The organism is Priestia sp. P1_B12_1 (genome assembly GCF_056406695.1).
Genome location: NZ_JBFTZR010000003.1, coordinates 407,394 through 420,501, shown reverse-complemented (window position 1 = coordinate 420,501; position 13,108 = coordinate 407,394). Strand labels below are relative to the sequence as shown.

The window sequence follows — 13,108 nt, the reverse complement described above, 5'->3', positions numbered from 1 at the left end:
TTTCAAAGAGATAGCGGCCTTTTTGTATTTTTTATAAAAAGGGGAGTAAAACATGAAGAAAAAAGCAGTTCAGTTTTTAATGGTGCTAACAGCACTGCTCGTCGTACTAGCAGGTTGCGGCAATGGGAAATCTACTGAAACAGCAGGGAAAGATAGTTCTGCGAGTAAAAACGATTCAAAAAAACCAGTAGAGCTTTTAAACGTTTCATATGATCCTACACGTGAACTTTATCAGGAGTTCAATAAGAGTTTTGCATCTTATTGGAAAGATAAAACAGGGCAAGACGTTACTATCAAGCAATCACACGGTGGCTCTGGTAAGCAAGGTAGAGCAGTAATTGACGGTTTAGAAGCGGATGTCGTAACGCTGGCGCTTGCATACGATATTGATGAAATCGCTCAAACTCGCCAATTATTAAACAAAGACTGGGAAAAAGAATTGGCTCATAATTCTACACCATACACATCAACAATTGTTTTTTTAGTTCGTAAAGGAAATCCGAAGGGAATTAAAGATTGGGATGATTTAACGAAAAAAGGTACATCCGTTATTACACCAAATCCAAAAACGTCTGGAGGCGCACGCTGGAATTATTTAGCGGCTTGGGCATACGCGAAGAATAAATATAACGGAGATAACAAAAAGATTGAAGACTTCATGAGTAAACTTTATGGAAATGTCGAAGTGTTAGACTCAGGCGCACGCGGAGCGACAACTACATTTGTAGAACGGGGCATTGGAGACGTGTTAATTGCATGGGAAAATGAAGCTTACTTATCGTTAAATGAGCTAGGAAAAGATAAATTTGAAATTGTAACACCGTCATTGAGTATTTTAGCAGAACCGCCTGTTGCTGTAGTAGATAAAGTAGCTGAAAAGAAAGGCACAACAAAGGTAGCAAAAGCATACTTGAAATATCTATATACAGAAAAAGGTCAGGAAATCGCAGCGGAAAACTACTATCGTCCTCGAAATGAAAAAATATTAGAGAAACACAAAGATCAATTTCCTTCTCTTAACCTAGTCACCATTAAAGATTTTGGCGGCTGGAAAAAAGCTCAAGAAACTCATTTTAACGATGGAGGAACATTCGATCAGATTTATCAGCCAAAGTAATATGATGCATTAAAAAAGTAAATGAGGAAGATACGAATGGTAATTCGTATCTTCTGTGTATATGTATCTTGAAAGCAGAGAGAGGTGTAAGACGTGAGCGTGTTACAACGACAGAAGAAAAAGAAAAGCATCTTACCTGGATTTGGGCTTTCTTTAGGTTTTACGATGTTTTATGCAAGTATCCTTGTGCTTTTTCCGTTAGCTATGATTTTTTTAAATACGGCATCTATGGGATGGAGCGACTTTATTAAAACTGTTACAGACTCTAGAGTAGTAGCATCATATAAATTAAGTTTTGGAGCAGCATTTGCAGCAGGGATTATTAATGTTATTTTTGGAACTATTATTGCATGGGTATTAGTGAGATATCATTTTCCTGGAAAGAGGTTTATTGATGGACTTGTAGATTTGCCGTTTGCTTTACCAACGGCTGTTGCCGGCATTGCCTTGACCACTCTTTACGTTCCGAAAGGATGGATTGGTCAATTATTTACGTTTAAAATCGCATTTACGCCTATCGGAATTATTATCGCTCTGACGTTTATTGGTCTGCCGTTTGTTGTCCGAATGGTGCAGCCAGTATTGCAAAACTTTAATGCGGAGATCGAAGAAGCATCGGCTAGTTTAGGAGCCAGCCGAATGCAAACGTTCAGAAAAGTTATTTTTCCAGAGCTGGTGCCTGCTATTTTAACAGGTTTTTCTCTTTCATTCGCAAGAGCGCTTGGAGAATACGGGTCAGTTGTTTTTATTGCTGGAAATATGCCGATGAAAACTGAAATTACGCCGCTTATTATTATGACAAAACTCGAGCAGTACGATTATGCGGGCGCTACTGCTATTGCATCAGTCATGCTCGTTGTATCATTTTTTCTGTTATTACTTATTAATATTATTCAATGGTGGACAAATCGTAAATTTGTACATAGTTAAGGAGGGATGACATTGGCAGGACATGTTCCAATGCAGCATGCAAAAACGACTGTTAAACTTAATCATTCTAGTTTAAAAGAGCCCAAAGTCGTCCAGTGGCTGCTTACATTTATTGCACTGGCTTTTTTAGCTCTATTCTTAGTGCTCCCGCTCATCACCATTTTTATGACAGCTTTTCAAAAAGGGTGGGAAACGTATCTTGCTGCGATTACGAATCCGGATGCTTTGGCTGCTATTAAACTAACGCTAATTGTGGTGCTTATTACCGTTCCTTTAAATGCCATTTTCGGCGTGGTAGCTGCATGGTTAATTACAAAGTTTGATTTTAAAGGAAAGAATATTTTAATTACGCTTATTGATTTGCCGTTTGCTGTTTCGCCTGTTATTGCTGGATTGATTTTTATTTTATTATTTGGTGCACAAGGGTTATTCGGAGAATGGTTGTTTAATCACGACATCAAAATTGTATTTGCTATTCCCGGTATTATTTTAGCTACGCTTTTTGTAACGCTGCCGTTTGTTGCTAAAGAATTGATTCCTCTTATGCAAGCTCAAGGGTCAGCCGAAGAAGAAGCGTCGTTAACGTTAGGAGCCAGCGGTTTCAAAACTTTTTTTCTAGTGACGTTACCTAATATTAAATGGGGCTTATTATATGGCATTATCTTATGTAATGCGCGCGCAATTGGAGAGTTTGGAGCTGTATCCGTTGTGTCTGGGCACATTCGAGGAATGACAAATACGATGCCTCTTCATATTGAAATTCTCTACAATGAATATCAATTTGCAGCAGCGTTTGCGGTAGCATCTTTAATGTCAGTTTTGGCTATTTTTACATTAATTGTAAAAAATATTATTGAGTGGAAAGCCAAACATATTTGAATAAAAAGGAAGGAGCTTATGAGATGAGTATCCATATTAAGCACGTATCAAAGAACTTTGGTGATTTTAAAGCGCTGGATTCTATTAACATTGATATTCAAACGGGTGAATTAGTAGCTTTACTCGGTCCGTCCGGTTCTGGAAAAACATCTTTGCTTCGTATCATTGCCGGTCTTGAACATCTTGATCAAGGAGCTATTTTATTTGATGGAAAGGAAATTACGCACATAAATCCAAAAGAGCGGAATGTAGGGTTTGTTTTTCAACACTATGCTTTGTTCAGGCATATGACTGTGTTTGATAACATTGCGTATGGTTTAAAAGTACGACCTAAAAAAACAAGGCCTTCTAAAACAGACATTACTAAGAAAGTAACCGAGCTGCTGCAGCTTGTTAAACTAGAGCCGCTTGCAAATCGCTATCCCTCTCAATTATCGGGCGGACAGCGCCAGCGAGTAGCGCTTGCTCGAGCGTTAGCAGTAGAACCGAAAGTACTGCTATTAGATGAACCTTTTGGCGCTTTGGATGCAAAAGTTCGCAAGGATTTGCGCAGATGGCTGCGTAAATTGCATAATGATTTTCATATTACGAGTATTTTCGTTACGCATGATCAAGAAGAAGCTTTAGATGTGGCCGATCGTATTGTTGTGATGAACAACGGAAAAATTGAGCAGATTGGAAGTCCTGAGGAAGTATATGATCATCCTAACAGTCCATTTGTGTACGATTTTCTAGGGAACGTCAATTTATTCAAGGGCCGCATTCATAAAGGCAGACTAAAACAAGGAAGCTTTGAAATGGATGTTCCAGAATTCCGCGGAAGAAATGAAGAAGCAGCTGTTGGATATGTACGACCTCATGATATTCACCTTGAAAAGGTAAAAACAAGCGCAGATGCTGTTTCTGCAACCGTTAGCCATATTCATGTGATAGGTCCTATCGTGCAAATTGAATTAAAAAGAGAAGATGCAGAAGAATTTTTAGAAGCTGAATTAAGCAAAGAGCACTATAAAGTCCTCAGCCTTCAAGTGGGAGAGCAGGTGTATGTAAAGCCTAAGCAGCTAAAAGTATTTATTCCAGAAGATTATTCTATTTAATAAAAAGCGTAAAGGGTATGCCTTTGCGCTTTTTATCTGCTAATAAATTAGTACCAGATATTAAAAGTAGGTGTTATAATTAAGTATCAACTGATTTGAGGTGGAGAAATGATACAGTCAAAAGCTAGAATTACGGGAATGGGGATATATACACCAAAGCAAAAATTAACGAACGACCATTTAAAAGAAATGGTTGATACAAGTGACGAATGGATTGTACAGCGTACGGGAATGAAAGAACGACGAATTGCAGGGGAAGGCGAATACACGTCCACGCTTGCCATTCAAGCCGTTGAAAATTTGCTTAACCGATATGATGTAAAAATAGAAGATGTAGATGCAATTATTGTTTCGACAACAACGCCGGATCACTTTTTTCCTAGCGTAGCATGTCAGGTTCAAGATTACTTTCATATTGATCAAGCTGCTGCATTTGATCTAAGTGCCGCATGCGCCGGTTTTACATATGGACTTCATGTGGCGAACGGCTTAGTGACGTCGGGATTGCATAAAAAGATTTTAGTTATTGGTGCTGAAGTCATGTCGAGAATTACAGATTATACGGACCGGGCCACATGCGTGCTGTTTGGTGACGGAGCGGGGGCTATGCTTGTAGAGTACGATGAGCATAATCCAAGTTTCTTAGGATGTCACTACGGAACGGACGGAAGCGGAGGGGGAAATTTATATCGTTCTAACTTATCTAATACTCTTTCAGGAAAAGAAATTAACTCGAGCGGGAATTTAGTTCAAAACGGGCGTGAAGTATACCGCTTTGCTGTACGAACGATTCCAAAAGGAGTAGAAGCATTATTAAAGAATACTCCCATTTCTCTTTCTGATGTAAACTGGTTTATTCCGCACAGTGCAAACCTTCGAATGATTGAAGCAATTTGTGCTAAAACAGGTGTTTCAATGGATAAAACGTTAACGAGTGTGCAATACTGCGGAAATACGTCTTCAGCTTCTATTCCGCTTGCTTTAAACGAAGGAATAATGACAGGAAAAGTACAGGATAATGACCTCCTTATTCTCTATGGGTTTGGAGGAGGATTAACGCACTGCGGTCTGTTAATTAAATGGACGTGTAAAGAAAAAAGCTAAAAGGCATCGCCTTTTAGCTTTTTAGATTTTCACTACAGAGCTTTTTATTGTCGTTCCAAGAGAGTTTATTCTTTTTATAACGGCAGGTTTACTGTATTTTCAGCGCAAACATATATAATAGAAAAAAACCGCTTTTTTACAGCGGGTTTTCAGCCGGCTTTTGGAATAGTAAAACCTACTCCAAAGACGTCGCGCACATCGTGTACGACCACAAAAGCTTGTTCGTCGACTTTATGAATAATACGCTTTAATTCTAGCAGTTCTTGTTTGTTCACAACTACGTACAATACGTCTTTTGCTTCTTTTGTATAGCTTCCATGAGCGGAAAAGACAGTGACGCCGCGCTGCATCTTTTTATTGACTTGTTCGGCTACTTCAGCTGAACGGTGTGAAATAATAGTGATTGCTTTGCGAGGGTTGAGTCCTTCAATGATATAATCAAGCACTTTCGTTCCGATGTAAAGAGAAATAATCGTATACATCGTCTTTTCTCCACCGATGACAAAATAAGCGCTTGCTACCACTAATAAATCAATTGCCAGCATCGTTTTGCTAATATTCCAGTCTAGATATTGATTAGCTAAGCGGGCAATAACTGCAGAGCCTCCGGAAGTTCCGCCGCCTCTAAACACAAGTCCGAGTCCTACCCCAGCTAAAATACCAGCAAAAATAGCCCCCAGTAGCGTATCGTCAAGAGGATTTCCCAGTCCTTCAGTTATATGTAGGAATAGAGACGTGAAAATAATACATATAATTGTGTAAACAATCACACGTTTATGAAGCAATTTGTATCCGATTAGTACCAGCAAACCGTTTAATATAAAGTTTGTGATACCCGGAGACCAGCCTAATACATAATAGGTAATCATTGTTACACCGGTTACGCCGCCTTCTGCTAATTCATTTGGAATAGCAAAGTAATTAATGGCCAGTGCAAAAATGAGGCTCCCTAGAATAATGAGGATAATTTCTTTTATTTTATTAATCATGAACGTTACCTCCAATCATCAAAAACTCCGAAAACACAGTCATGACAATGTATTATACCAACTCTAGAGACCGAATTAAAGATGGGATATTATTATTTTTTTTAAAATCAGTTTCTGCTATTAACATAAAATCTTTTGACAGTTTTTATGGAGTATGAAAAAATGAATTGTTTGCTTTTATTTTGATTAAAAAGTTTTGCAATGAGAATGTTCGTTCGGTAAAATAGAAGCAAGAGTCAAGGGGGAGAATGAACGTGTATCAAGATGAATTAAAACAGTATGCGAAGTTAGTAATGCCCGAGCATTTAGAGAAAATGAAGAAAATGTACAGTCCCGAGGCGCATAAGCAGTCCTTAGGGTTGAAAAAAGAAAAGATTGAGCATATTGAAAATGTCATTATGAACAGTTACTCGGAGCATCATCCAGTAACGCTTCACGTCTATGAAGCAGGACATATTCAAAGGTATGAACGAGTGACGATTGATAAAGTCTCGCTGCAGTCGAATATGCTGATGGTTACAGGCCCTTGTTATACATATTCGATTCGAGCGGATGCAGTAATTGAAGCAGATGTATGGAAAGATGAAAGCTACTCTAGCTAAGAGTAGCTTTTTTGTTCGTTTTGTATCTTTTTTTTAACGCATGCATACAATACATAAAAGCATATTCTGCGAGTAGTAACTTCTAGCTACTAGGAAATTTTAATTAAAGAAGGGATCATTGTATGCAAAATGAAAAAACTCAAGTAAGAGAAATCGAATTAACGCAGTTCATTAAGAAAAGACTCGTGCGTTTTATCTCAAGTTTAGCTATTTCTTCTGCCCTTGCTTCCATATTATATATGCTTCTATTTTTATTTAAATGATGGGTCACTTTGAGTTGTCCAAAAAGGTGGACAACTTTTTTGGTGTGTAGGCTTTTACGAAATCAGGACAAGCTATGGCTGATTCAGTCAGAAAAATTCAATCGGTCAAGAAATAGTCAAAAACAGTCATAGCTAATTGAGTAGAAGAAAACCTTTACATATAATGAGAAAAGTAGACAAATTCTTGAATTACCAGCATATTTCCTTTTGTATTAACTATTATTAAACCAAATGCAAATTTAACTATTCGTTCAAAAAACTTTATTTTGTAATTAAAAAAATGAATGTTTTTGATTTTTTATGATTGATTTTGAATGTAAACCGTGATAAAGTAAGTACATGAAATAAATGAAAACGCTTTTTTGAAAAAGGAGCTAGAACATGTTAACGCCGGAGAGACATCAACTAATCTTAAAACTTTTAAAAGAGAAAGAACTTGTAAAAGTACAAGAGTTTATCGAAGTTACAGGCGCTTCGGAATCCACCATTAGAAGAGACTTAAGTCAACTAGAAGAAGAGCAAATGCTCAAACGTGTTCACGGTGGCGCTTCGCTTATTCGCAGTAAACGAATCGAACTGAGCGTTATCGAAAAATCTGCTAAAAATGTTCAAGATAAACGAAACATTGCAGAGTATGCGGCTTCCATTATAAATGAAGGTGACTGTATTTTTTTAGATGCAGGAACTACAACGTATGAAATGATTCCTTTTTTAAAGCAAAAAGATGTAGTAGTCGTGACAAATGGTTTAATGCATTTAAATCCGATGCTAGAACAAGGTATCACCCTCTATTTAATTGGGGGATCTGTTAAACATAAAACGGGCGCTTTAATTGGCAATGGAGCTCTTTTAAGTCTTGAGCAATATCGTTTTGATAAGTGCTTTATGGGAGCGAATGGGATTCATCATCAATATGGATATACAACTCCTGACCCAGAAGAAGCATTGATCAAGCAAACGGCAATGAAGCTGTCTAGAGAATCGTATATTTTATCAGATTCCACTAAGTTTTTTGAAACAAGCTTTGCGAAAATAGCCGATTTACATGAAGCAAAAATTATAACAAATGACGTACCTAGCGATGTACTTATACAGTATGCAAACAAAACAGACATAAAGGTTGTGAAATCATGATTTATACATGTACGTTGAACCCATCCGTTGATTACGTAGTACATGTTTCAGCATTCGAAGAAGGCGGGCTTAACCGTACAACGAATGAAGCCAAGTTTCCAGGAGGAAAAGGCATTAACGTCTCTCGCGTTTTAAAGCGATTAGGTGTTGATAACAAAGCCCTCGGTTTTGTAGCCGGCTTTACAGGAACCTATATCGAAGACTACTTAAAAGCGGAGAATATTGAAACAGCTTTTACAAGAGTTGAGGGAGATACCCGTATTAACGTAAAGTTAAAAACAGAAAAAGAAACAGAAATTAACGGTCAAGGACCTGCTATTACAGACGAAGCGCTTCAGTCTTTATTGACTCAAGTAAAACAAATGACTGAAGGCGATATCTTCGTATTAGCGGGGAGTATACCGAAAACGCTTCCAAGTTCTGTGTATGAAACGTTAACTGAACTAGCAGCAGCGAACGGAGTAAAAGTTGTAGTAGATGCAAGTGGAAAAACTTTGCTAGACGTCGTGTCCCACAAGCCGTTTTTTATCAAACCGAACCATCATGAACTTGCAGAATTGTTTGATGTAGAAGTAAACAGTGCAGAAGATGCGCTAGTATACGGTAAGAAGCTCGTGGAACAAGGAGCGCAAAACGTTGTTGTGTCTATGGCAGGTGATGGAGCACTGCTTATTAACGAAAGCGGTGTCTACAGTGCCACAGTCCCTAAAGGAACGGTAAAAAATTCTGTTGGAGCTGGCGATTCACTTGTAGCTGGATTTATTGCTTCTTATGTAAAACAAGGGGATTTATTAGAAGCTTTTCAAACAGGAGTAGCTTCAGGAAGTGCCACAGCATTCTCACTTGAATTATGTACAGCAGAAGATGTAAAGACGCTTCGTGAACAAGTGTCAATCACAAAGGTAGAGTAGGGGGAAACGAGAATGAGAATTACTGAATTATTAAAAAAAGATACAATCATTCTTGATTTAAAAAGCACGTCAAAAGCTGATGTTATTGATGAATTAGTTGGAAAATTAGACGAAGCTGGTCGCTTAAGCGACCGAGCTGGCTATAAAGAAGCAATTTTAAATCGTGAATCTCAAAGTACAACGGGAATTGGAGAAGGCATTGCCATTCCGCATGCGAAAACAAGCTCGGTAAAAACACCGGCCATTGCATTTGGACGCTCAACAGAAGGTATCGATTATGAATCATTAGACGGACAGCCTGCACACTTATTCTTCATGATTGCAGCGAGTGAAGGCGCAAATAACGCTCACTTAGAAACACTATCTCGTTTGTCTACGTTATTAATGGACGAATCATTCCGAAAAACGTTGCTAACAGCATCATCAATTGATGAAGTCATTAAAGCAATTGATGATAAAGAAACAGAAAATGAAGCGCCGGAAGAGGAAGTAGATACAGCTTCAGATCAATTAGTGCTTGCTGTAACGGCTTGTCCAACGGGAATTGCCCACACATATATGGCAGCGGACAGCTTAAAAGCAAAAGCGAAAGACATGAATGTCACGCTAAAAGTTGAAACAAACGGTTCCAGCGGGGTTAAAAACGCGTTGACGAAGGAAGAAATTGAAAACGCTACCGCTATTATCGTTGCAGCGGACAAGCAAGTAGAAATGGAACGTTTTGCAGGTAAAAAAGTCATTCAAGTTCCCGTAGCTGAAGGAATTCGCAAGCCTGAAGAATTAATTAACCGCGCGTTAAAAGGAGACGCTCCTGTATACAGCGGCGGCGGTGGCAGCAAAGAAGGCGGAGAAAGTAAAGGATCAGAGCGTACAGGGTTTTACAAGCATCTAATGAGCGGTGTATCCGCAATGCTTCCGTTTGTTGTAGGAGGCGGGATTTTAATTGCTATTTCATTTATGTTTGGCATTCACTCAGCAGAACCGAAAGATCCGACGTACAATGCATTTGCAGCGGCGCTAAAAACAATTGGCGGAGATAATGCATTCTTCTTACTAGTACCAGTACTAGCAGGATTTATTGCAATGAGTATTGCTGATCGTCCAGGTTTAGCTCCCGGTATGGTTGCAGGTCTTTTAGCAGCTTCTGGCGGAGGCGGTTTCTTAGGTGGTTTAATCGCTGGTTTCTTAGCAGGTTATGTAGTAGTGGGGTTAAAGAAATTATTCAGCGGCCTGCCGCAAGCGCTTGATGGAATTAAGCCAGTTCTTCTTTATCCGCTATTTGGGATTTTTATCTCAGGGTTGATTATGCTTTATGTTGTAAATGAGCCAGTTAGTGCAATTAACAAAGGATTAACGCACTGGTTAAGTGGATTTGGTACAGGTAACTTAGTATTATTAGGTATTATCTTAGGCGGTATGATGGCGATTGATATGGGTGGTCCTATTAATAAAGCAGCCTTTACATTTGGTATTGCAATGATTGATGCTGGAAACTATGCACCACACGCAGCGATTATGGCAGGCGGTATGGTTCCACCATTAGGTATGGCCATTGCGACAACTTTGTTCAAAAATAAATTTACTCGCCAAGAGCGTGAAACAGGTAAAACGTGTTATGTAATGGGTCTTTCATTTATCACAGAAGGTGCGATTCCATTCGCAGCAGCTGACCCAGGCCGCGTGATTCCGGCATCGGTTATCGGTGCTGCAGTAGCAGGTGCTTTAACAATGATGTTCCACATCGGTTTACCAGCACCACACGGCGGCGTATTCGTTATCGGAATTGTACAAGGAAATCCTCTTTTATATGCACTAGCAATTTTAATTGGTGCAATTGTAACAGCGGTCCTTGTAGGCGTATTAAAAAAGCCAAAAGCAGAATAACAAATAAAGACTGATTTTACATGATGTAAAATCAGTCTTTTTGTGTTTTTCTGGTAGACATTTGTTCTTTATGGGAGTACAATTACGGTAGTATTCCTTTAATTTTTAGAAAAGTTAGATAGATGAGCTTTTCTACTTGATAAAATATGGTACAATAATCGAATATTAAAAACAAAGTAAGGAAGTGTCTCACACATGAAGGTTGCGAAGTTTGGCGGGAGTTCAGTTGCAAGCGCAGAGAAATTTAAACAGGTTGCGCATATTGTAACGTCTGATAAAGAGAGAAAGCTGGTGGTTGTATCAGCTCCGGGTAAGCGATACGGAGAAGATACAAAAATGACAGATTTGCTAATCGCACTTTCTGCCAAAATACAGCTTGGAGAAGATTACGTCGATGAGTTTGGGCAAGTAATTGATCGCTATCGTGAAATCGTTGTGGACTTGTCTATGCCAGAAACGATTATTACTGACATTATTACGAGTTTACAATCACTTATTGATTTACATAAAAACGGTCCATTTCGCTTATTAGACTGCCTAAAAGCAAGTGGAGAAGATAATAACGCAAAGGTAATGGCTGCTTATTTAAACCATTTAGGTTTTGAAGCTCATTATGTAAATCCAAAAGAAGCAGGTATTTTTGTTTCTGATGAACCCGGAAGAGCAAGAGTGCTTCCACTGTCTTATGAAAAATTACCGCAGCTAAGAGAGCGTTCGGGCATTTTGGTGATTCCAGGATTCTTTGGCTACTCTGAAGAAGGGAACATGGTTACGTTCTCGCGCGGTGGGTCAGATATCACAGGCTCAATTGTAGCAGCAGGAGTAAAAGCTGACTTGTATGAAAACTTTACCGACGTAGATGCTATTTACAGCGTAGATCCACGACTTGTGGAAAAGCCTCATGAAATGAAAGAAGTAACATACAGAGAAATGCGTGAACTATCCTATGCAGGTTTTTCTGTCTTCCATGATGAAGCGCTGGAGCCGGTTTATAAACTAGGCATTCCTGTATGTGTAAAGAATACAAATAATCCGGAAGCAAAGGGCACATTCATTGTAGCTGAGCGTCCTCACGGCGATACACCGGTAGTTGGAATCGCTGGGGATAAAGGTTTTTGCAACATCCACGTGAGCAAATACTTATTAAACCGTGAAATTGGTTTTGGCAGAAGATTACTTGAAATTTTAGAGGATGAAGGTATTTCATACGAACATACCCCTTCAGGAATTGATAATATCTCTGTCATCATGCGCGAGCATCAGCTTACGCCAGATGTGGAAAAGCGCGTATTTGCTCGAATTGAAAAAGAACTTGAAGTAGATGAAATCTTTATTGAACGTGATCTTGCTATGGTTATGGTAGTAGGAGAAGGAATGAATAGCACAGTAGGAATTGCTGCAAAAGCTACAGAAGCTTTTGCTCGTGCTGAAGTAAATCTTGAAATGATCAACCAAGGTTCTTCTGAGGTGAGCATGATGTTTGGTGTGAAAGCAGATGCTTTAGACCGTGCTGTTCAAGCTCTTTACAATACGTATTTTAACAGCATGTACAGTATTTCTTATTCGAATGTAAAATAAACAAGACGAAAAACCCCGCTTTCTTTTTAGAGAGCGGGGTTTTCTAGTGAAGGCGTATAAAAATCAAATTTGTGGACATAAAGGGAAGGAAGAGTGAAGTCAAAGGAGGAAATACAGTGAAGAAACGACCCTTTTTCATATTCTTTTCCCTTATAAGTATTAGCGTGCTTTCAGCGTGCCACAATGATGATGCAGCGCCGGCAAAAGAAGCTCAAAATAAACAAGGCGTGACGAATGGCGGAACGCCGATGAGCTATGATAATCAAAGCGAAAACACATCTTTTAACTTTTCAAAATTTGATTTAGAAGTAGACTATAAGGGGCTCAACAATGATTATGAAGCCGACTACGAAAATGAAAATGATGAGATAGAAGCCAAAGTGGATGATAATATTAACGATGAGCACTTGAACGGAGACAAAGCTTTTAATAAATTATCTTCAAAATTTAAAAAGTTAAATTTTGATCAGCGCACGCCCGATGAAGATGTAAAAAAAGAAGTAATCGATGCGTTTGGTCTAAAAAAAGATTTTCAGTCGTTTGAATTAGAAGTTCGTTTTTCAAACGGAACGGAAAAAGAATACAACTTTAAACAGAAGTAAGACGTTAAAGCAAAGTAT

The 13,108-nt window shown here is 38.7% G+C and carries 13 protein-coding genes; 12 read left to right on the top strand and 1 reads right to left on the bottom strand.

The annotated features are described in order from the left end of the window. Window positions 1-52 precede the first annotated feature (52 nt). From AC1D0Y_RS13150 to AC1D0Y_RS13130, 5 genes are all read left to right on the top strand, one after another. Window positions 53-1,117, top strand: coding sequence for a sulfate ABC transporter substrate-binding protein (locus AC1D0Y_RS13150; protein WP_025752130.1), 1,065 nt, complete (start codon window positions 53-55; stop codon window positions 1,115-1,117). Window positions 1,118-1,210: 93 nt separating this feature from the next. Next, entirely contained in the window at window positions 1,211-2,047 is an 837-nt protein-coding gene (gene cysT, locus AC1D0Y_RS13145; protein ID WP_013082952.1) for a sulfate ABC transporter permease subunit CysT, read from the top strand. 12 nt (window positions 2,048-2,059) lie between these two features. Further along, the gene (gene cysW, locus AC1D0Y_RS13140) at window positions 2,060-2,926 is read left to right on the top strand and encodes a sulfate ABC transporter permease subunit CysW (RefSeq protein ID WP_028408705.1); all 867 of its coding nucleotides are present in this window, start codon (window positions 2,060-2,062) and stop codon (window positions 2,924-2,926) included. A gap of 23 nt (window positions 2,927-2,949) precedes the next feature. Next, a complete protein-coding gene (locus AC1D0Y_RS13135) occupies window positions 2,950-4,023 on the top strand; it encodes a sulfate/molybdate ABC transporter ATP-binding protein (RefSeq protein ID WP_028408704.1) in 1,074 nt (357 codons plus the stop codon). 108 nt (window positions 4,024-4,131) lie between these two features. Beyond that, window positions 4,132-5,127: a beta-ketoacyl-ACP synthase 3 gene (locus AC1D0Y_RS13130; protein ID WP_477707688.1), complete on the top strand. Its 996-nt coding sequence runs from the start codon at window positions 4,132-4,134 to the stop codon at window positions 5,125-5,127. Window positions 5,128-5,276: 149 nt separating this feature from the next. On the opposite strand, the gene AC1D0Y_RS13125 is transcribed toward AC1D0Y_RS13130, so the two are convergent. Beyond that, window positions 5,277-6,116 carry a YitT family protein gene (locus tag AC1D0Y_RS13125; RefSeq protein ID WP_028408702.1) on the bottom strand — a complete coding sequence of 280 codons (840 nt, stop codon included), beginning with the start codon at window positions 6,114-6,116 and terminating at the stop codon, window positions 5,277-5,279. Between the two features lie 248 nt (window positions 6,117-6,364). Here AC1D0Y_RS13125 and AC1D0Y_RS13120 point away from each other — a divergent pair, with 248 nt between their 5' ends. From AC1D0Y_RS13120 to AC1D0Y_RS13090, 7 genes are all read left to right on the top strand, one after another. Then, window positions 6,365-6,718 carry a YolD-like family protein gene (locus tag AC1D0Y_RS13120; RefSeq protein WP_028408701.1) on the top strand — a complete coding sequence of 118 codons (354 nt, stop codon included), beginning with the start codon at window positions 6,365-6,367 and terminating at the stop codon, window positions 6,716-6,718. A gap of 122 nt (window positions 6,719-6,840) precedes the next feature. Next, a complete protein-coding gene (locus AC1D0Y_RS13115) occupies window positions 6,841-6,981 on the top strand; it encodes a hypothetical protein (RefSeq protein WP_013056833.1) in 141 nt (46 codons plus the stop codon). Between the two features lie 381 nt (window positions 6,982-7,362). Next, the gene (locus AC1D0Y_RS13110; protein ID WP_013056834.1) at window positions 7,363-8,115 is read left to right on the top strand and encodes a DeoR/GlpR family DNA-binding transcription regulator; all 753 of its coding nucleotides are present in this window, start codon (window positions 7,363-7,365) and stop codon (window positions 8,113-8,115) included. Next, window positions 8,112-9,026, top strand: coding sequence for a 1-phosphofructokinase (gene pfkB, locus AC1D0Y_RS13105; protein WP_025752144.1), 915 nt, complete (start codon window positions 8,112-8,114; stop codon window positions 9,024-9,026). The genes AC1D0Y_RS13110 and pfkB overlap by 4 nt, the downstream gene beginning before the upstream one ends. A gap of 12 nt (window positions 9,027-9,038) precedes the next feature. Then, the gene (locus tag AC1D0Y_RS13100) at window positions 9,039-10,910 is read left to right on the top strand and encodes a PTS fructose transporter subunit IIABC (protein WP_013056836.1); all 1,872 of its coding nucleotides are present in this window, start codon (window positions 9,039-9,041) and stop codon (window positions 10,908-10,910) included. A 195-nt stretch (window positions 10,911-11,105) separates the two neighbouring features. Further along, the gene (locus AC1D0Y_RS13095) at window positions 11,106-12,488 is read left to right on the top strand and encodes an aspartate kinase (RefSeq protein WP_477707687.1); all 1,383 of its coding nucleotides are present in this window, start codon (window positions 11,106-11,108) and stop codon (window positions 12,486-12,488) included. A 116-nt stretch (window positions 12,489-12,604) separates the two neighbouring features. Then, on the top strand, window positions 12,605-13,090 hold the full coding sequence (locus AC1D0Y_RS13090; RefSeq protein WP_016763933.1) for a YusW family protein: 486 nt from the start codon (window positions 12,605-12,607) through the stop codon (window positions 13,088-13,090). The last annotated feature ends 18 nt before the right edge of the window (window positions 13,091-13,108 follow it).

Bases quoted from the DNA above. Each gene is read 5' to 3' on its own strand.
- AC1D0Y_RS13100 (WP_013056836.1), top strand. From the start codon at position 9,039: ATGAGAATTACTGAATTATTAAAAAAAGATACAATCATTCTTGATTTA.
- AC1D0Y_RS13115 (WP_013056833.1), top strand. From the start codon at position 6,841: ATGCAAAATGAAAAAACTCAAGTAAGAGAAATCGAATTAACGCAGTTC.
- AC1D0Y_RS13130 (WP_477707688.1), top strand. From the start codon at position 4,132: ATGATACAGTCAAAAGCTAGAATTACGGGAATGGGGATATATACACCA.
- AC1D0Y_RS13150 (WP_025752130.1), top strand. From the start codon at position 53: ATGAAGAAAAAAGCAGTTCAGTTTTTAATGGTGCTAACAGCACTGCTC.
- pfkB (WP_025752144.1), top strand. From the start codon at position 8,112: ATGATTTATACATGTACGTTGAACCCATCCGTTGATTACGTAGTACAT.
- AC1D0Y_RS13110 (WP_013056834.1), top strand. From the start codon at position 7,363: ATGTTAACGCCGGAGAGACATCAACTAATCTTAAAACTTTTAAAAGAG.
- AC1D0Y_RS13120 (WP_028408701.1), top strand. From the start codon at position 6,365: ATGAACGTGTATCAAGATGAATTAAAACAGTATGCGAAGTTAGTAATG.
- AC1D0Y_RS13095 (WP_477707687.1), top strand. From the start codon at position 11,106: ATGAAGGTTGCGAAGTTTGGCGGGAGTTCAGTTGCAAGCGCAGAGAAA.
- AC1D0Y_RS13125 (WP_028408702.1), bottom strand. From the start codon at position 6,116: ATGATTAATAAAATAAAAGAAATTATCCTCATTATTCTAGGGAGCCTC.
- AC1D0Y_RS13135 (WP_028408704.1), top strand. From the start codon at position 2,950: ATGAGTATCCATATTAAGCACGTATCAAAGAACTTTGGTGATTTTAAA.